This window comes from Variovorax sp. EL159 (assembly GCF_900100965.1).
Taxonomy (GTDB): domain Bacteria; phylum Pseudomonadota; class Gammaproteobacteria; order Burkholderiales; family Burkholderiaceae_C; genus Variovorax.
This window is the reverse complement of sequence record NZ_FMUJ01000001.1, coordinates 1116920-1134795: the sequence shown is the minus strand read 5'-3', so window position 1 is coordinate 1134795 and position 17876 is coordinate 1116920. Positions and strand designations below refer to the sequence as shown.

Below are 17876 nucleotides of genomic sequence, written 5' to 3'. Positions count from 1 at the left end.
TTCTTCATTCCACAGGTTCAGCCGTCATGAAAGTCCTCATCGTTTACGCCCACCCCGAAGCCCGATCGCTCAATGGATCGCTGAAAGACTTCATGGTGGAACGCCTCTCGCAATCCGGGCACGAGGTGCGCGTGTCCGACCTCTACGCCATGCAGTGGAAGGCACCACTGGCCGCCGACGACTTTGCGCACATCGAGCCCGGATCGCATTTCGATCCGGTCATCGATTCACAGCGCGCCTTCGAGGCGGGCACCCAGCCCGACGACATCGCCGCCGAGCAGGCCAAGCTGTTGTGGGCCGATGCCGTGCTCTTCCAGTTTCCGCTCTGGTGGTTCTCGATGCCCGCCATCCTCAAGGGCTGGGTCGAGCGCGTCTACGCGCACGGGTTCGCCTATGGCGTTGGTGAACACTCCGACACGCGCTGGGGCAAGCGCTACGGCGAAGGCGTGATGGCCGGAAAGCGCGCGATGCTGGTCGTGACCACCGGCGGCTGGGCTTCGCACTACGCGCCGCGCGGCATCAATGGGCCGATGGATGACCTTCTCTTTCCGATCCACCACGGCATCCTTCACTACCCGGGCTTCGACGTACTGCCGCCCTTCGTGGTGCACCGCACGGGCAAGGTCGACGCAGCCGCCTATGCGCGGATCACCGCCGACCTCGGCCAGCGGCTCGACGCGCTGTGGACGATTGCGCCGATTCCGTTCCGCCAACAGAACGCCGGCGACTACGAGATCCCCGCGCTCACGCTGCGGCCCGACATTGCGCCGGAGCGCACGGGGTTCGCGGCGCACGTTGCCGGTTAAGGCAACACCGGGTTGGAGATCGCATTTGCAATCGCCGCATCGGCATCCACGCGCAGCATGAAGCGCCGGGCCACGAGGTCGTTCGCCGCAGCCGTCACAGCGGCCACGTAGCCGGCCTGGTCCGTGTAGCGCTCCTGCAGCGACGGACGCGGATCGGTCGTGCCGGCGCGTTGCGCGGCTGTCTTCACGAACGGAAAGCTCGAACCGAACAGGCCTGCCTGATCGATCGTGCCCGGCTTGCTGGTGGTGTTCCAGCCGGTGTTGGTGCCGGTGGGCACGGCCACGTCGAGGCTGCGGATGCCGGCGATGTCGTTGCCATCCGCATCGACCTGCGGCACGAGGATGGCGTAGTCGCGGCCCAGCTTTGCCGGCGGCACCTGCGTGGCGATGCCGCTTTCATCCTGCGGGCGGTAGTCCGGGCCCCAGTCGAGCAGCGAATAGGTGTTGACCAGGCCGGTGTAGTTCACGCCCGGAATGGCCGGAAACTTCACCTGCGCTGGCCGCACCAGCGTGGCGTCGGCGAGCTTCGGCACCTGGTTATCGGGCGGCGTGGTGCCCTGGACAACCCAGTCCTCGAGGTTCTGGTACAGCGCGCGCACGACCGGAATCACGCTAGTGTTCGCGTTGGTCGTGTACAGCGCGCCTGCGTTGGTGCCCGGCATCGACGGCAGGCCCAGCAGGTGGTGCGTGCTCGCGTAGTAATAGATGCGTGCATTGCCGGGCTGCACCAGGTCGGCGGTGCCCCAGGCGTCGGTCAACAGGGGCGAGCCCTGCAAAGTCCAGAACTCGGTGCCGCTGAAGCCGATGAAGAGCTTGGGGCAGGTGCCGCTGGCCTCGCAGCGCGACAGGATGCCGCCACGGCGTTGCGCGACGTCGTCCACGTAGTCTTTCGACAGCCCGCGCGTGCCGGCCTGCCCGAAGGCCGTGTGGTCGGTGCGCACGCCACCACCGCCGCCGGGAATCGAAAAGCGCATGTTGATGTTGGTCTGGCGCGCCGCGATCTGCGCGAACACGCCGTCGAACACCTTGCCACCTGCACCGTCGTCGTTGAAGCCCAGATGCACGAAGGTCTTCATGAAGTTGCCGCACTGCGACACGCCCGATGCGATGGTGCTGCTAATGGCGGCGGCCACCGGGTTGGCGGTGCCCGATGCGTCGCTTGCTCCGCGATGAAAGAAGCCGACCATGTCGCGCAGCGCCGCCAACCCCAGGCCCATGACCTTCGGGTCTTTCGCGACATAGACCAGCTCGTACATGTACGCCGGGTCCCATGCGTTCTTCAGGCACACATTGGTTTCGTCCGGCGTGCCGGGGAACGGCGTGGCCGCACTGCACTTGGCGAACTTCCATTCGCTCGCGGGAATGAGCTGGCGCGCATCGCCCTCGTTGATGCGCCGCGTGAGCACATAGCCCGGCTGAGTGTTGTCGAGGCTCGCGGTCGCATAGGCCTGCATGGCGGCGTTGAAGGGGCCGCCGGGCAATGGCAGCGAATCGTTCGTGGCCACGGTGGGCAGCAGTTCGGCACGGTAGGTGCCGGTGATGGTGCTGCCGTCGGCGTTCTTCGCCACCGGCACCTTGAGCGTGAGCTTGCCCGGCCCGGCCGGCACATCGCCCTGCCACGCGGCCGTGAGAAACACGTAGCCACGCGAGGCGAAGTACGGATCGAGGTTGACGATGTTGCCGCGGTTCGGCGCGTCGTAGCGCAGCACGCCGCTGGCCTTGCGCATGTCCTTGGGCTTGAAGAGCACGAAGTCGGAGGTGTACTCGACCTTGCCATTGGCGTTGAGCGGCGCGAGCGACAGGTCCTGGATGATGGCGTTGCGCGGGTCTTTCGGATCGACCTCGCCGGTGAAGGTGCCGGTGATCTTCTCGTAGGCACCGGCGTTGCCGAAGGTGCCGGGCACGTCTTCGGTGGCGGCGATCGCGAGCTTGAATTTCGGCGCGGCGGCTGCCGCGGGCGGCGCGGATGGCGTGGTCACCGGTGGGGTGGTGGCCGTGGGCGGTGGCAGCAGCAAGCCGCCGCCTCCCCCGCCACTGCCTCCGCAGGCACTCAGAAAAAGGGCGGCCGAAGCCACCGTGGCAGCCGCAAGGCTCCAGCGTTTCATGGTTTGTCTCCTTCGTTATGGTGTTCTTGCGCGGCGCCGATCTCCGCTGCGGCGACAGCGCTATTCGGCTTCGATGCCGGCCGCTTTCACGATGCGGCCCCACTTCTGCGACTCGGCCGCCTGGAACTTCGCGAGTTCTTCGGGCGAGGTGGTGAACACCTCGGTGCCGGTCGGCTCGTAGAAAGCGGTCTTGGCGGCTTCGCTCTTCGCGGCCTTCACCAGCAGCTCGTTGAGCCGCTTGACCACGGCGGGCGGCGTCTTCGCGGGTGCGTAGGCCGCGAACCAGTAGCCCATCTCGTAGCCCTTCACGCCGGCTTCGGAGATGGTGGGCAGGTCGGGCGCCAGCGGCGAGCGCGCCGCGCTTGAAATGCCCAGCGCGCGCAGCTTGCCCGCCTTGACTTGCGGCAGGCCCGTGGCCGTGTCGGTGATCATCATGTTGATCTGGTTGCCCAGCAGGTCGGTCACCGCGAGCGTGTTGCTCTTGTAGGGCACGTGCAGCAGCTTGATGTCGGCCATCTGCTGCAGCAGCTCGCCGGCCATGCGGCTCGAACTGCTGCCGCTGCCGAAGCTGTACTTGCCCGGGTCCTTCTTCGCGAGCGCGATGAACTCGGCCACGCTCTTCGCGGGGAACGACGGGTTCACCACCATGATCTGCCCGCCCTTGCCCAGGGCCGCGACGGGTGCGTAGTCTTTCACCGGGTCGTAGGGCAGCTTCTTGAACAGGTGCTCATTGGCCGCGTGCGTGGTGTTGGTGGTGATCAGCACCGTGTAGCCATCGGCGGGCGCCTTCGCCACGCTTTGCGAGGCGATGAAGCCGCTGGCACCGGCCTTGTTGTCGATGATGACGGCCTGCTTGGTCTCGGTCGCGATCTGGTTGCCGAGCGCGCGTGCGATCTGGTCGGTGGCGGTGCCGGCCGCGAAGGGCACGACGAAGGTGATGGCCTTCTCGGGGAAGGCCTGCGCATGGCCCAGCAGCGGTGCCAGGGCCAGTGCGGCGGTCAGCGCTGCAAGGGGAAATCGTTTCATTGTTTTGTCTCCGGATGATTGTTGAGTAAGAGAAAGAAGAGGAAATCCGTGGCGTGGCTACGGCCCTGCCAGCAAAGGCACCAGCGCACGCGGCACGCGAATCGGCATGTCGAGCAGCAGGAACGACAACGCCTTGCCATGTGCATCGAGGTTCAGCGCATCGTTGACGCCGCCATCGAGCACCGCGTCGAGCACGAAGTTCATCGCATGCAGCTTCGGCAGCACGAAGCGCTGCACCCGCGACGGCGCGCGATGCCGGAACTCCGCCGCCACGCGCTCGGGCGTGAGCTGTTCGAGCAGCAAAGGAAAGAGATCCGCATGCCAGGCGATGACGCTGATGTTGGAGCGGTCGCCCTTGTCGCCCGTGCGGCCGTGGGCTGCGCGGTACAGCGGCACTTCGACCACGTCGAAAGCGTCGATGCTGCTCGTCATGCCAGCGCCTCCGCGTCGAGCAGCTCGAAGCGCACCGGCACAGCGTCGCGCGGCAGCAGGCAAGAGAGCGTGTTGAGCCGGGGCGTGAGCGCAGTACGCACGCCGCCGCCACCCGCCGGCCCGCAGGTGTAGAGCGCCATGACTTCGCGCGCCAGCCGCTCGGCCTGTGCGCGATCGCCATGCGTGGCGGCGACGCGCAGGCGCACGTCGCGCAGCCCCGCGTCGGGCAGGCTTGCCAGCGCACGGCCGGCGTCGTCGCCGAGGATGCTCAAGGCGCCGATCAGATCGACGCGCAGCGCCAGGCCATCGAGGCGCTTGCGCAGCACATCGGCCGCAAGGCGCGCACGCGATTCGGCGCGAGGGCCAGCATAAGAAATCTCTCCCTCGGCCAGCCAGCCGCCTTCGTGGCAGACATTGACCTTGTAGCGGTCCGGCCGCGCATGGCCGCGCACACCCGACAGCTCGACACGGTCGGCACCTTCGACATCGGGCAACGCGCGCACCTCGGCATCGGCGATGTCCGCGATCACGTCGGGCGTGAGGTAGGCGGCGGGGTCGTGCACTTCGTAGAGCAACTGCTCCTTCACCGTGGCTTCGCTCACGAGCCCGCCGGTCCCCTCGGACTTGCCGATGACGCAGCCGCCATCGGCATCGATCTCGGCGATGGGAAAGCCCACCGCCTCCAGGCCGGACACGTCCTTGTAGCCGGGGTCGGCGAAGTAGCCGCCGCACACCTGCGCGCCGCATTCGAGCAGGTGGCCCGCCATGGTGGCGCGGCCCAGTCGGTCCCAATCGTCGGTGCGCCAGCCGAAGTGCGACATGGCCGGCCCCACGGTCAGCGACGGGTCGGCCACGCGGCCGCACACGACGATCTGCGCGCCGGCATCGAGCGCGGCGGCAATCGGCTCGGCGCCGATGTACGCATTGGCGCTGACCACGCGCAGGCCGTCCATCTGCGCGCCGAGTGCTTCGTGCAGCATCGCGCGGTGTTCGGGGCCGGAAAGGTCATCGCCCTCCACCACGGCGATGCGTGGCGCGTCGCCCCCCAGCTCGCGCGCCATGCGGGCGATGTGCCGGGCCGCGGCGCGCGGGTTGGCGGCGCCGAAATTGCTCACGATGCGGATGCCATGCGCCAGGCAGCGCGCGAGCACGGGGCGCAGCATCGCGTCGAGCAATGGCTCGTAGCCGGCTTCGGGGTTGTCGCGGCGACGCAGTTGTGCCAGCGCCAGCGTGCGCTCGGCCAGCGTCTCGAAAATCAAGAAGGCGCTCTGGCCTTCGGGGCCGCTGCGCAGCCGCGCGATGAGCGTGTCGACCACCGGGCCGGCCGCGTCGGTGCGGTCGCCCGAGAAGCCGGCGGCGCATCCGATCAACAGCCTGGGCGATTCATTGGAATTCATTGCCGTGCACTGTAGGCAGGCACCCGTCATCCGTAAAATTGAAAATCTGGATCGATTGATCTGGTTTTCAAATAACAAAGGCAGCGCGATGCGAAAGACGCCCGACCTCTCTACCCGGCAACTGCGCGCCTTTCTGGCGCTGGCCGAGCACCGCAACTTCACGCGGGCCGCGCAGGCCAGCCATCTGTCGCAGCCCGCCTTCAGCGCGCTGATCCGCACGCTCGAAGACACGGTCGGCACGCGCCTGTTCGACCGCGACACGCGCAGCGTGCAGCTCACGCCCGAAGGCCGCTTGTTCGAAGGCTCGGCGCGCCGCCTGCTCGACGACATGGGCAGCGCGATGGGCGACCTGGCCGACCATGTGGAGCGGCGCAAGGGCCGCGTGCGCGTGGCCGCCCTGCCCTCGCTCGCGGCCGGTTGGCTGCCCGCCGTGTTCGCGGAATTCATGCAGGCGTGGCCGGGCATCCGCGTCGACCTCGACGATGCGTTGTCCGACGCCTGCATTGCGCTGGTGCGCAACGGGCAGGCCGACTTTGCGCTGGCGGCCTCGGGCGCGGGCGCATCGGCCGACAGCGACCTGCGCGCGCGCAAGCTGTGCACCGACCGCTTTCACCTCGTGTGCCGCGCCGACCATCCACTGGCGCACGAGCCACGCCTGACGGTGAAGAAGATCGCGCCCTGGCCCTTCATCCAGATGGCGCGCAACAGCAGCGTGCGGCAGGCGCTCGACGTGGCGCTGCATCCGCAGCGGCTCAACGCGGTGTTCGAGGTGGAGCACCTGGCCACCGTCATGGGGCTGGTCGAGGCGGGGCTGGGCATCAGCGTGGTGCCGGCGCTCACGCTGTTCCACTTTCGCCGCGAAACGCTGGCCACGCGCCCGTTGCCGCTGCCCGCGCTGACGCGCACCGTGTACCTGGTGCAGCGCCGCGAAGGCAGTCTTTCAGTGGCGGCGCAGACGCTGCACGACCTGATCGTCGAACGGCTGGGCACGCTGAAGCTCGACTGAAGCACACGGCTTGTGTAGGGCCCATGCGGGCCCGCCGCAATAATGTCCCGTGCCCCACGATGGCACGCAGGCAACCCACAAGAACGACGGAGACAGTGCATGCAGATTGAAGAACAGATCGCCTTGATCGAGCGCGCGCTCGCGCTCATCGAAGCCGGCGGCAGCGAACGCGGCGCGCCCAGCATCAGCCCGGTGTCGCGCTACCTCGACCCCGAACGCCACGCGCGCGAAGTCGAGCGCATCTTCCGCCGCTACCCGCTGGCGCTGCGCCCTTCGGCATCGCTCGCGAAGCCCGGCGACTCTTTCGCCATCGACGTGGCCGGCCTGCCGCTGGTGCTGGTGCGCGGGCAGGACGGCAAGCTCAACGGCTTCGTCAACGCCTGCCGGCATCGCGGCGCACGGCTGAAGGCGGCCGGCCTCTCCAGCCAGCGCGCCCTGATCTGCCCGTACCACAGCTGGACCTACGGGCTCGACGGCACGCTGCGCGGCCGCCCCTCGGGCGACGACTTTCCGCATGCGCCCACATCAAACTGCAGCCTGGCGCGCGTGCCGGTGGCCGAGGCATTGGGCTTTGCCTGGGCCATTCCGCGCGTGCTGGCCGAAGGCGAAAGCGCCACGCTCGACATCGACACCTGGCTCGGCCGCTTCGGCACCGACCTGCGCGCCTGGGGCTACGACAGCTGGGTGCCGTTTCATGAACACGCCTTCGACAACGCAGCCAACTGGAAGATTCCGTTCGAGGCCAACCTGGAGACTTATCACTTCCAGTACGCGCACCGCAACAGCATCGCGGCGCTGTTCTACGACAACCTGCTGATGGCCGACCACGACCGCCAGCACCAGCGCCTGTTCCTGCCCAAGCGCAGCATCGAAGGGCTGCGCGCGCAGCCACGGCACGAATGGCGCGTGGGGCCGCACTCGAACATCATTTATTACTTCTTCCCGGCCACCTTCATCCTGCACGAAGGCGACCATGCCAATGCCTTCACGGTGCTGCCCGAGTCGCCAGGCCGCTCGCGCGTGATCGCAAGCACGCTGATTCCCGAGTTGCCGAAGACGGAGAAGTCGATCAACTACTGGCGCAAGAACGTCGCGTCGTTCTGGGGTGCGCTCGACGAAGACTTCGCGCTCGGCGTGTCGGCGCAATCGACGCTGGCCAGCGGTACGCAGTCTTCGCTGTATTTCGGGGCCACCGAGTTCTGCTCAGCGAAGTTTCATGCCGATGTGAAGGCGGCGCTCGCGTAGGCCGCGTCCACATCCCGTGCGGGTCAGGCCTTGGCTTTTTCTTCCGCCTCGGCCGCCATTGCGGCGCGTGCGGTCGGGTTCGGCGTGGGCTCGCCGATCTTGCGCAGCGTGTTGCGGTCGGTGTGGCGGAAGGGCTCGGGCTTGCCCAGAACGCTCAGCAGGGTCTCTTGCTCGTACGACCAGCTGCCGTCGTCGTTGATCGTCACGGCGATGTTGTAGCGCAGCGTCTTGAACGCGTGTTCGAGAAAGGGGTTCGACAGGATGCCGTTGGTCTCGGCGCCGCGCACCGCTTCGAGCTTGAACGACTTGGCATCGGCCGTCGTGTGCCCCATGGCCATCGCGGTCTGCCCGCGCGGGATCGACAGCGTCTGGATCACCGTGCCCGTTGCGGCCTCCCACAGCCAGTAGCCGACCTGGTCGTGAAAGCTCTCGACCTCGTCCGGCTTGACGATGCGCACGTGATAGCGCAGCCCGTAGAAGATCTGCGGCCCATTGGTCTGCGCGTCGATGGGCTGGAACTCGGCGTGCTCGATGTACGTCGAGGTTTCGGGGCCCTCGGCCTTGGGCGCGACGTCCTTGCCGGCGGCGCTGGTCCAGATGCCGGCCAGGCCGGTCAGCGGGCCCAGGTTGTTCAGCGTGTACGGGTCGGGCTCGGCTTCGGTGTAGATGTCGGCGGGATATTCACTCATGGGGTCCTCCTGAAAATTCGGGCGCCCGAAGTATCACCGGTCGAGCCGTATGCCGACCTTGGCGATGATCGCGCCCCACTTGCGGCCCTCGCTGTCGATGAAGGTCCGGAACTCTTCCGGCGAACCGCCGCCCGGCACCAGCCCCTGGTTGGCCAGCAGTTCGCGCACGGCGGGCTCCTGCAGCACGGTGTTGACGTCGGCGTTGATGCGCCGCACCACCTCGGGCGGCGTGCCGCTGGCGGTGAAGAAGCCGTTCCACGCCAATGACTCGAAGCCCGGGTAGCCGGACTCGGCCACCGTCGGCAGGTCTTTCATCAGCTCGGAGCGTGTGGCGCTGGTGACCGCGATCAGCTTCACGCGATGGCCCTGGATCAGCGGCAGCAACGCGGGCGCGACGGTGAACAGCGCCTGCGTGTCGCCCGCCGCCACCGACAGCCCCGCGGGCGGCGAGCCCGAATACGGCACATGCACCGCCTCGATGCCCGCCACGTTGCGAAGCAGTTCCATCGTCAGGTGCGACGAACTGCCCGCGCCGACCGATGCATAGCTGAACCGGTTGCCTTCTTTCTTCGCCCAGGCCACGAACTCGGGCAGCGTGTTCGCCGGATTGCCGGCCGGCACCGCCAGCACGTTGGGCTGCGAGGTCGTGAGCACGATGGGCACGAGGTCACGCGCCGGCGCATAGGGCATGTGGGCGTACATGTAGGGGCCGAAGGCAATCGGCCCGTTGAAGCCGATGCCCAGCGTGTAGCCGTCGTGCGGCGCCTTGGCGACCGTGTCCATGCCGATCAGGCCACCGGCGCCGGCCTTTGTCTCGATCACCACCGGCTGCTTCCACATCACGCGCAGCCGGTCGGCCAGCGTGCGGGCGATCAGGTCGAGCGAACTGCCGGCCGGCGCGGGCACGATCACGCGCACGGGCTTCGAGGGCCACGCCTGCGCACCGGCGCCAACGGCGAACAGGCTGGCGAGCAGGAAGGTGGCGAGCTTGTACTTCTTCACTTCGGTCTTTCGATGGGCACGGGTGGGGCGCGCGAAGTTTTATCACCGTTCCCGCTCTGCCCTGCCGCGTGGCCCCGATCGGGCCGGGGTGTGCCTTGGTGCAGCGGCCTTTCGAGAATTTCGACACCTCTTACATACTGAAGCATTACATCGAATGCGGCCACGTGGCCCATCCCGAATTCAGATGCGTCTGCACAGGGAGAAATGAGGCTGAAAGGCTTCCAGAGCCCTTCCGATGAGGTCGGCCCGTTAACCACTTCGCGAGCATGCCGATTCCGGGGGGACTTCAAACCGCCACGACATCGCGGCAAGATGCGCATCCGCCGATTCTTGCGTCACATCGACCTGCTGAAGGAGCTTGCCCATGTTCGCCACGCCCGAACGCACCATCAAGACCCCTGGCCCCGATCACCCGATCACCATCGCGCGCAACCCGCTGCGTGTGGTGGTCTCGGTCGGCGGCCTCGTCATCGCCGACACCCGCGACGCGCTGACGCTGCGCGAAGCGCACTTCGGCACCGTGCACTACATCCCCCGCAAAGACGTGAAGATGTCGTGGCTGGAGCGCACGTCGCATGCAACCTACTGCCCGTACAAGGGCGAATGCAACTACTACAGCATTCCGGCCGGCGGCGAACGCTCGGTGAATGCGGTATGGACCTACGAGTCGCCCTACGACCCGGTCGCGCAGATCAAGGACCACGTGGCGTTCTATCCCGATCGCGTGGGGCCCATTGAGGAGCGGGTGGCCTAGCCGCCTCCCGTCCCCAACTGTTCATCCGGCGCCGAGCCGCAGCGCCGGATTTCACCGCAACTAACTACACCGGCGCCTTCGGCCCCGCGCCCGCCGGCACCGCGATCTCGTTCTTGCGGCACGGCTGCTGCTGCACGATGCCGCAGGTCGGCAGGTTCTTGGCATGCGGGTACGCCACATGCCCCAGCACGATGCTCGATGGCCGCCTGGTGTCGTGCCAGATCCTGTTGGTCGACTTGTCCTGGCGGTTGCCGAAGATCCAGTAGCCAGTCTGCGAAGGCGTGTCGATCGTCACGCGAAGGCTGGAGCCCGCGCGGAACACATGCGCGAACTTCTGCATCTCCACCCGCATCAGCGTCGGTTCGTCCGGCGTGAGCATCTTCACCGTGGCTGCGGTGAAGTCGCCCCAGGGCCGCAGCACGCTTGACTTGGCGTCGTTCAACTGCCGCTTCGAGGCACGCAGCCAGCCGCGCTGCACGAACATCTCCATGCCATCGGGCCGCACCTCCGACAGGCTCACCTGCACGTCGGTGTCGGTCGCCGTCGCGCTCAGCCACAGGTCGACCGAGCCTTCGCCGTAGTAGCTCAGGTCCTGCGGCAGCTTGCCGGTGGTGAAGGTCAGTTGGCCCGTGGCGTCGCTCACCGCCGGCCAGCCGCCCGCGCCCTGGTCGTTCACGGGCGGGCTCGCGACCGGGTAGGCATAGCTGCTCGACGGCACCTTGTCGTCTTGCGGTGCGGTGTCCGACAACACGCCACCGGGCTGAAGCCACAGCCGCATGGGCGTGGCCTTGACGGGCAGGCGGTCGAAGGTGGCGGCGGCGGTGTGCACCAGTGTCTTGCTGCCCCTGGGGCCTTGGGTCTCCTGCATTTCCTGCAGCAGGTGCACGTGCGGCTCGCGCTCGAAGCCGTTGTTCTCGCCCTTGAGGAAGTGGGCGTAGAAGCGCCGCTGCACATCGAGCATGTAGGCGGAAAAGTCGCTCGTGCCGTGCAGCCCGTTGGAGCTGATGAGCCACATCTTCTCGGGCGCGATGGTTTCCTCGTAGTAGCCCATGCGCGGGCCGACCTGCTCGTCTTGCCACGACTGCGTGCCCAGCGTCGGAATGATGATCCTGTCGGTAATGAGGATCGCGCTCTTGCTGGCGTAGCGCGCACCGTAATGCGGGTCGTTGTCGAGCCACGTCACCAGGTCGATGTCGGGGCGCTTGATCTTCTCGATGTTGTCGCGCACGTTCTGCGCGCACTCGGCGTCGCCGTCGATGTGCGCGGCGTCTTGTGCGGAAGATTTCCAGATGTCGGGGAACTGCCCCCACCACCCTGCCGGAAAGCCGACGTTCTGGATGCCGCCCGGGTAGCCGACGTCGCGGTACGGGTCGGTGACGTTTTTGCCCGGTGCGATGGCCACCAGCCCTGCCGGGCGCTGCGCGGCCACCCACAACTGGTTGTAGCCCGGGTACGAATAGCCCACCATGCCGACCTTGCCGGTGGACCACGGCCGCTTCGCGGCCCACTCCACCGCGAACGCACCTGCGGCGCCCACGGTCGCATCGAAGATGTGGTCTTCGCCGCTCGAGCATCCCGTGCCCGGCACATTGAGCCCGACCACCGCATAGCCTTCGGCCACCCAGACAGGCGCCTCATCAGGCACCACGCCCGAGCCGTAGCCGTCGTACTCGATCAGCACCGGAAAGGGCCCCTTGGCGCTGGGCAGCAGCACGGTGTAGCGCATCCGGTTGCCGTCGGGCAGCTTGAGGTAGCCCCATTTGCGGACGGTGCCTTCGTTGATCGGCGGCGCATCTGGCGGCGGCGGTGTCGCGCCGCCACCCACCGCTACCGGCACCGGAACGATCGCCGTGCCCGACGAACCACCACCCCCGCAGGCGCTCAGCCCCACTGCAAGAACGACCGACCATGCCATCGCCGGCCAGAGCCCGCGGCAAGCAGAAATCTTCATGAATTTGTCTCCGTTGGATGTTGTGTGTCGATGCCCCGCAGAGGCATCGGCGCGCAATCTATCGGCATCGAAAACGGCTGTCCAAATTCATGAAGAGTTGATTAAGGCCTCATGAAGCACTTCAGGAAAAGCGGTCGAAAGGCCCGGAACTTGCGACGCTTCAACCCCAGGTCAACGGGTCCAGGCGCAGGGAGAAATGGCGAATGCCGCGCGGTCGCTGCGCTGGTAGACCGTGTCTCCGGATTCGCCCGAGGGGGCCGCAATCCATCGTTGGCCGGGAGGCAGAGAAGGAAGAAGATGTTCAGGGCGCATGCGCCTTCTTTTCGCAGACGAATTCGGATGGAGTTCGCACGGGTTCTGGGTAGAGTGCAGCTCTGCGGAATCTATCCGCCATCGTCCACCGCACTCCTGCATCGAAGGTACTCATCATGAAATTCGGCTACACCATCGTCTACGTCCCCGACGTGGCCCAGTCCCTCCAGTTCTTCGAGCGGGCCTTCGGTTTCCAGACAAAATTTCTCCACGACTCGGGCACCTATGGCGAACTGATCACGGGCGACACCACGCTGTCGTTCGCCGCGCACGAACTGGCCGAGTCGAACTTTCCGCACGGGCACGTGGCCGCATCGGAATCCGCCAAGCCGCTGGGCATGGAGCTTGGCTTCGTGACCGACGACGTCAAGGGTGCGCACGAGCGCGCCGTGGCCGCCGGTGCATCGGAGCTGACGCCGCCGACCACCAAGCCGTGGGGCCAGGTGGTCTCGTACGTGCGTTGCCCCGATGGCACGCTGGTCGAGCTGTGCTCTCCCATCGGGGGTTGAGGCCGCACAAGCACACACGCACACAGGTATCAGCGCGCGCCGCGCTGATCGCTTCTTTCCAGATCTGCAAGGAACAGAGCCATGTCGCATCCCGTCTTCCTGAGCAGCTCGACCCTGCCCCGCATGCCGGAGGGAAGCCGCAACGAGTGGCGCGACTTCTTCGGCCATGGCGGCGAGCTGGAGGCCAATGCCTTCTTTCCGCTGTTCTGGCGCGCGCTCTTCAGCGAGGCCGACATCCGGCACGCGCGCTTCATCGACGAACACGACATCGACGATGAAGCCTCCGAGATTGAACGGGAGGAATGCCTCGAAGACTTCGGCCCCGATGCGACGTACCCGTACCTGGTGGTCGACAAGCCCACGGCCCTCGCGCGGCTGGCAAGCCGTCGGGAAGAGATCGTCGCGGCCGTCGGCGAACGCTACCGGCCGATCTACGAAAGCTTCGAAGCGCTGCTGGCGCAAGGCTTCGCCGGTCACATCCTGCTGCGCACCAGCGGCCTGCCCGATGCGGCCGATGCCGAGCAGTGGCTGCGCACCGACATTGCCGCGCTGGAGAAGCTGGACGAAGCCCGCACGCTTGCCGACCTCGCAACCGACCTCTCACGCCACGGCGCGAACCCGGTCTGGCTGCTGGCGGGGATCGGCGCGTCGGCGGCCGGGCCATGGCCCACGCCGGAATTGAGCACGCTCTTCTCGCTTCCGCAAAGGAAGCCGCCGCGACCCCACGCTGGGCAACAGATCGAGGCGCAAGACCGCGCGCCGACTCCGCAGCCTAAACGCAAGTCGGGCGGCGGCTGGCTGGAATCCGCATTCGAATGGCTGGCCGCCGTGGTGGCGGCGGGCGCTGCGCTGGGCACCTACGTTTTCACCCAATCGGTCTGGCTGGCGGTGCTGGCGTTTCTTTGCGCCGCCGTCGTGTTGGGCTTCGCTCTCGTCAAACTTTACCGACCCAATTCCTGAGGCCGCATCCGCGCGGCGGTGACTGCACGTGCCGCCGCTACAGCACCGACATCAGTCGGCGAGCCCTCGCCGGCCATCGGATTTTTCCGACAAGGGCTACGGGGAATCCTGCTTCTCGCAAACCCGCAGCACAGGGGCGCGACAGGGGCGCGAGGTGGTTGCCGCCCTATCATGGGCCGCCCACCGCTCCCCCGCCTTGTGACCGACCTCGAACGCGAAAGCCTGCCGGACATGCCCTTCCACACCATCGTGGAGCAGATGGTCGCGGGCATCTACGTGATCCAGGACGACTGCTTCGCTTATTGCAACGCCACCTGGGCGGGCATCATCGGCTACACGGTGCAGGAGGCCATCGGCATGTCGCTGGCGCAGGTCGTTCCAGCCGACTTTCTGGAAGTGGTGCGCTCGCGCATCCGCGCGCGCCTGTCGGGAGATCCGCCGAGCATGCACTTCATCACACGCGGGCTGCACCGCAACGGGCACGTGCGCCTGATCGAAGTGCATGGCTCGCGCATCCTCTACCGGGGCCACCCCGCGGTGATGGGCGTGGGCGTCGACGTGACCGAGCGGGTGCACAACGAAGAAGAACTCAAGCGCTCGCGCGAGCAGCTGCAGGCACTGGCGGCCTACACCGCCAACAAGCTCGAAGAGCAGCGCCTCGCGATGGCACGCGACATCCACGATGTGCTCGGCGGCATGCTCACGTCGATCAAGATGGACGCCACGCGCATCCAGCGTCGCGCCGAAAACCCGGAGCTGCAGTCGCTCACGCAAGGCCTGATCGCGCTGACGCAGCAGACCATCGACACGGTCAAGCAGATTTCCGAAGCACTGCGGCCGAGCGCACTCGACCACCTCGACCTGTCGGTCGCGCTGGCCAACGAGCTGCATGCGTTCACGCGCCGCTCGGGCGTGCAGCATGTGCTGGACACCGACGCGAAGACGCTGCGCCTCCTGCCCCGGCACACGACGGCGGTGTACCGCATCTTCCAGGAGGGGCTGACCAATGTTTCGCGCCACTCGAAGGCACGCAACGTCGGCGTGACGCTGCGCGTGGAAGACCTGCAACTGCGGCTGGAGCTGCACGACGACGGCTGCGGCTTCGACCCCGCCGCGCCCGACGGCAGCGCGCTCGGGCTGCTGAGCATGCGCGAGCGGGCACGCGAGATCGGCGGCGAGCTGCAGATCCGCTCGGCACCGGGCCAGGGCACACGCCTGAGCCTGCGCGCGCCGCTGCATTGAGGAGGAACGCCACGGTGATCGACATCCTCATGGTCGACGACCACACGATCTTCCGCTCGGGCCTGCAGCGCCTGCTGCTCGACGAAAGCGACATCCGCACCACCGGCGAGGCCGCCAACGGCCCCGAAGCGCTGGCGCAGGTGCGGCAGCGCCGCTTCGACGTGGTGCTGCTCGACATCAACATGGAAGGCCGCAACGGCCTCGAGGTGCTGGCCTCGATCCGCGCGGCGCAACCCACGCTGCCGGTGCTGATGCTGTCGATGTACGCCGAGGAACAGTACGCGCTGGTCGCCATCCAGGCCGGTGCGCGCGGCTACATCGCCAAGGACGCGGAGCCGGCCGAGCTGGTGCGCGCCATACGCCGCGTGGCGGCCGGCGGCCAGTACCTGAGCGCACGCGCCGCACCACTGGTGAGCGGCCAGCTCGAAGGCCGCGACGAGCGCCCCGCGCACCAGCGGCTGACGGTGCGCGAGCACCAGATCATGCTGATGATGCTCAAGGGCATCTCGCTCACGGTGATCGGCGAAGAGATGCTCATCAGCGTGAAGACCGTGAGCACGCACCGCACCAACATCCTCGAAAAGCTCGGCGTGGCGAGCACGGCCGAGCTGGTGCTCTACGCCGTGCGCCACGGGATCATCCAGTAGCGCAACGGCGCGGCAGCGCTTCAGCCTCAGCGCGGACCGCTGCGCAACGGGTCGACCGAATCCGGCAGGTTGCTGAAGTCGATCTGCTGCTGCAGAAAGTCGCGCTGCTGCGGCGACAGCAAGGTGTAGCGCGGCCAGAAGAACAGGTAGTCGTCGGGCGACATGTACGACTGGTTGTCGAAGATCATCCGCTTGTTGCACAGCAGGCAGATGAAGTTGGTCCAGCCGGTCCACGGTGTCTTGCCGTCGAACAGCCGCGTGGGTGCGCCGTAGCGCGCAAAGCTGGCGGTGTAGTCGATGAACTTGTCCGACAGCGCCTTGCGGCTGCTGGCGTTTTCGGGGCTCCAGGCAAAGTGCATGAAGTTCGGCTGGTCGGTCACGAAGTTGCCGAACAGCGCGGCCACGTCGATCGCGTGGAAGGCGCCGAAGGTGTCCTTCCAGGGCTGGGGTGTGTCGTCCCAGTTGTAGTTGTAGCGGTAGATGTCGCCGTTCTGCAGACGCAGCACGCGGATGACGTTGTCGATCACGTTGTCCAGCGCATAGGTCAGCGCCTCGTGCGTCTGCGTGTAGATCGGGCGGAACTCGGGCTTGATGAGCTGGTTGAAGGTCACGCTGCCGGGCGGCGCGTAGTTGGTCAGGTTCCAGAACTCCTGCTGCGTGGGCTGGCCCATGCCGAACAGGAAGGCGAAGTACGAGCCCTCGTCGTGCGTCGAGCCGATCATGATCGGCATCTTGTTGTAGTCGCCCAGCAGCAAACCCGGCAGGCCGCTGGCGCGGATCACCGTGCCGTCGGTGAAGTGGCCGGGCACCACGGGGCTGGGCGTGAACTTCATGATCTGCGCGGCACTGGCATTGCGCAGCAGCGCGGCGATGTCGGCCTGGCTCATGGTCGCGCGCTGCGCCGTGGCCTGTGCGATGGTCGATGCGCGGCCGGTGTCGACCAGCAGGTTGTCGATCAGCGACTCGGCCGCCAGCGTGCCCACCACCGGCGGGTACGCATTGGGAATGCCCGACATGCACACCGCGCGCTGGAACTTGCCCTCGGCCAATGGCGACTGCAGCAGGCCCCAGGTGTTGATGCAGCCGGCCGACTGGCCCGCCACCGTCACCTGCCCCGGATTGCCGCCGAAGGCACGGGCGTTGGCCTTGACCCAGTCGAGCGCGCGCACGAGGTCGAGCGTGGTGAAGTTGCCCGAGTCGTCGAGCGCGTTGCCGGTCTTCAGCGCGGGGTGGTTGAGCCAGCCCAGCATGCCCATGCGGTACTGCACCGTCACGACCACCATGTTGGCCTTCTGTGCGAGGTAGGCGCCGTCGTAGGTCGGGTCGCGGGCCGTGCCCTTGGTGTTGCTGCCGCCGTGGATCCAGAAGAACACCGGCAGGTTGTCGGCACTGGAATTGGGGCGCCACACGTTCAGGTAAAGGCAGTCTTCGCTGCCCACGGGCTGGCCGAAGGTGGCGGGGTCGGGCTCGCCGAAGGGGTTGCCGACCTGCGCGCACATGCCGGCGAAGGTTGTGGCGGCGCGCGAACCGCTCCATGGCACCGGTGGCTGCGGCGCGCGCCACCGCAGGTTGCCGACCGGTGGCTGCGCGAACGGAATGCCCAGGAAGGCCTGTGTGTTGTTGCTCGCGGCCTTGCCGTAGATCTGGCCCGCGTCGAGCGTGCGCGTAAGGCTCTGGTTGTAGGCAGCCAGCGCGGGAATCGAAAGGACCGCGAGCGCGCCGATGGCCCAACAGGCCACGAGGCGAATGAAGCGGATGAGGCGTAGCAGGTACCGATGGTTCATGTTGTTGTC

General features: G+C 67.0%; 16 protein-coding genes. 8 read left to right on the top strand and 8 right to left on the bottom strand.

Features of this window, described 5'->3' with window-relative positions:
* The first annotated feature begins 26 nt into the window (after positions 1–26).
* A complete protein-coding gene (locus BLQ28_RS05335) occupies positions 27–806 on the top strand; it encodes an NAD(P)H-dependent oxidoreductase (protein ID WP_093237476.1) in 780 nt (259 codons plus the stop codon).
* Here BLQ28_RS05335 and BLQ28_RS05330 read toward each other — a convergent pair.
* Genes BLQ28_RS05330 through BLQ28_RS05315 form a run of 4 tightly spaced genes read right to left on the bottom strand, consistent with a single transcriptional unit; the run spans position 803 to position 5766 of the window.
* The gene (locus BLQ28_RS05330; RefSeq protein WP_093237475.1) at positions 803–2911 is read right to left on the bottom strand and encodes an alpha/beta hydrolase domain-containing protein; all 2109 of its coding nucleotides are present in this window, start codon (positions 2909–2911) and stop codon (positions 803–805) included. The genes BLQ28_RS05335 and BLQ28_RS05330 overlap by 4 nt on opposite strands.
* Positions 2912–2971: 60 nt before the next feature.
* Positions 2972–3937: a Bug family tripartite tricarboxylate transporter substrate binding protein gene (locus tag BLQ28_RS05325; protein ID WP_093237474.1), complete on the bottom strand. Its 966-nt coding sequence runs from the start codon at positions 3935–3937 to the stop codon at positions 2972–2974.
* 57 nt (positions 3938–3994) lie between these two features.
* Positions 3995–4369, bottom strand: coding sequence for an AtuA-related protein (locus BLQ28_RS05320; protein WP_093237473.1), 375 nt, complete (start codon positions 4367–4369; stop codon positions 3995–3997).
* Positions 4366–5766, bottom strand: coding sequence for an acyclic terpene utilization AtuA family protein (locus BLQ28_RS05315; protein ID WP_093237472.1), 1401 nt, complete (start codon positions 5764–5766; stop codon positions 4366–4368). Before BLQ28_RS05315 ends, BLQ28_RS05320 begins: the two co-directional genes overlap by 4 nt.
* 88 nt (positions 5767–5854) lie before the next feature.
* Here BLQ28_RS05315 and BLQ28_RS05310 point away from each other — a divergent pair, with 88 nt between their 5' ends.
* Positions 5855–6772 carry a LysR family transcriptional regulator gene (locus BLQ28_RS05310; protein ID WP_093237471.1) on the top strand — a complete coding sequence of 306 codons (918 nt, stop codon included), beginning with the start codon at positions 5855–5857 and terminating at the stop codon, positions 6770–6772.
* Between the two features lie 99 nt (positions 6773–6871).
* Positions 6872–8017 (top strand): aromatic ring-hydroxylating oxygenase subunit alpha, encoded by a 1146-nt coding sequence (locus tag BLQ28_RS05305; protein ID WP_176801017.1) that lies wholly within the window; start codon positions 6872–6874, stop codon positions 8015–8017.
* Between the two features lie 23 nt (positions 8018–8040).
* Here the strand turns inward: BLQ28_RS05305 and BLQ28_RS05300 are convergent, their stop codons facing one another.
* Positions 8041–8706 carry an FABP family protein gene (locus BLQ28_RS05300; RefSeq protein WP_093237469.1) on the bottom strand — a complete coding sequence of 222 codons (666 nt, stop codon included), beginning with the start codon at positions 8704–8706 and terminating at the stop codon, positions 8041–8043.
* A 33-nt stretch (positions 8707–8739) separates the two neighbouring features.
* Entirely contained in the window at positions 8740–9708 is a 969-nt protein-coding gene (locus BLQ28_RS05295) for a Bug family tripartite tricarboxylate transporter substrate binding protein (protein ID WP_093237468.1), read from the bottom strand.
* 364 nt (positions 9709–10072) lie between these two features.
* Between BLQ28_RS05295 and BLQ28_RS05290 the strand changes: the two genes are divergently transcribed.
* Positions 10073–10462 carry a DUF427 domain-containing protein gene (locus BLQ28_RS05290; protein ID WP_093237467.1) on the top strand — a complete coding sequence of 130 codons (390 nt, stop codon included), beginning with the start codon at positions 10073–10075 and terminating at the stop codon, positions 10460–10462.
* Positions 10463–10526: 64 nt separating this feature from the next.
* Here the strand turns inward: BLQ28_RS05290 and BLQ28_RS05285 are convergent, their stop codons facing one another.
* The gene (locus BLQ28_RS05285; RefSeq protein ID WP_256327173.1) at positions 10527–12413 is read right to left on the bottom strand and encodes a CocE/NonD family hydrolase; all 1887 of its coding nucleotides are present in this window, start codon (positions 12411–12413) and stop codon (positions 10527–10529) included.
* Positions 12414–12841: 428 nt separating this feature from the next.
* Between BLQ28_RS05285 and BLQ28_RS05280 the strand changes: the two genes are divergently transcribed.
* From BLQ28_RS05280 to BLQ28_RS05265, 4 genes are all read left to right on the top strand, one after another.
* Entirely contained in the window at positions 12842–13234 is a 393-nt protein-coding gene (locus BLQ28_RS05280; protein WP_093237465.1) for a VOC family protein, read from the top strand.
* Between the two features lie 81 nt (positions 13235–13315).
* On the top strand, positions 13316–14194 hold the full coding sequence (locus BLQ28_RS05275) for a hypothetical protein (protein ID WP_093237464.1): 879 nt from the start codon (positions 13316–13318) through the stop codon (positions 14192–14194).
* 198 nt (positions 14195–14392) lie between these two features.
* Positions 14393–15436 (top strand): PAS domain-containing sensor histidine kinase, encoded by a 1044-nt coding sequence (locus BLQ28_RS05270; RefSeq protein WP_176801016.1) that lies wholly within the window; start codon positions 14393–14395, stop codon positions 15434–15436.
* A gap of 14 nt (positions 15437–15450) precedes the next feature.
* Positions 15451–16083, top strand: a complete 633-nt coding sequence (locus BLQ28_RS05265) for a response regulator (protein ID WP_093237462.1) — start codon at positions 15451–15453, stop codon at positions 16081–16083.
* Positions 16084–16109: 26 nt separating this feature from the next.
* Here the strand turns inward: BLQ28_RS05265 and BLQ28_RS05260 are convergent, their stop codons facing one another.
* Positions 16110–17867, bottom strand: a complete 1758-nt coding sequence (locus tag BLQ28_RS05260; RefSeq protein ID WP_176801015.1) for a carboxylesterase/lipase family protein — start codon at positions 17865–17867, stop codon at positions 16110–16112.
* Between the last annotated feature and the right edge of the window lie 9 nt (positions 17868–17876).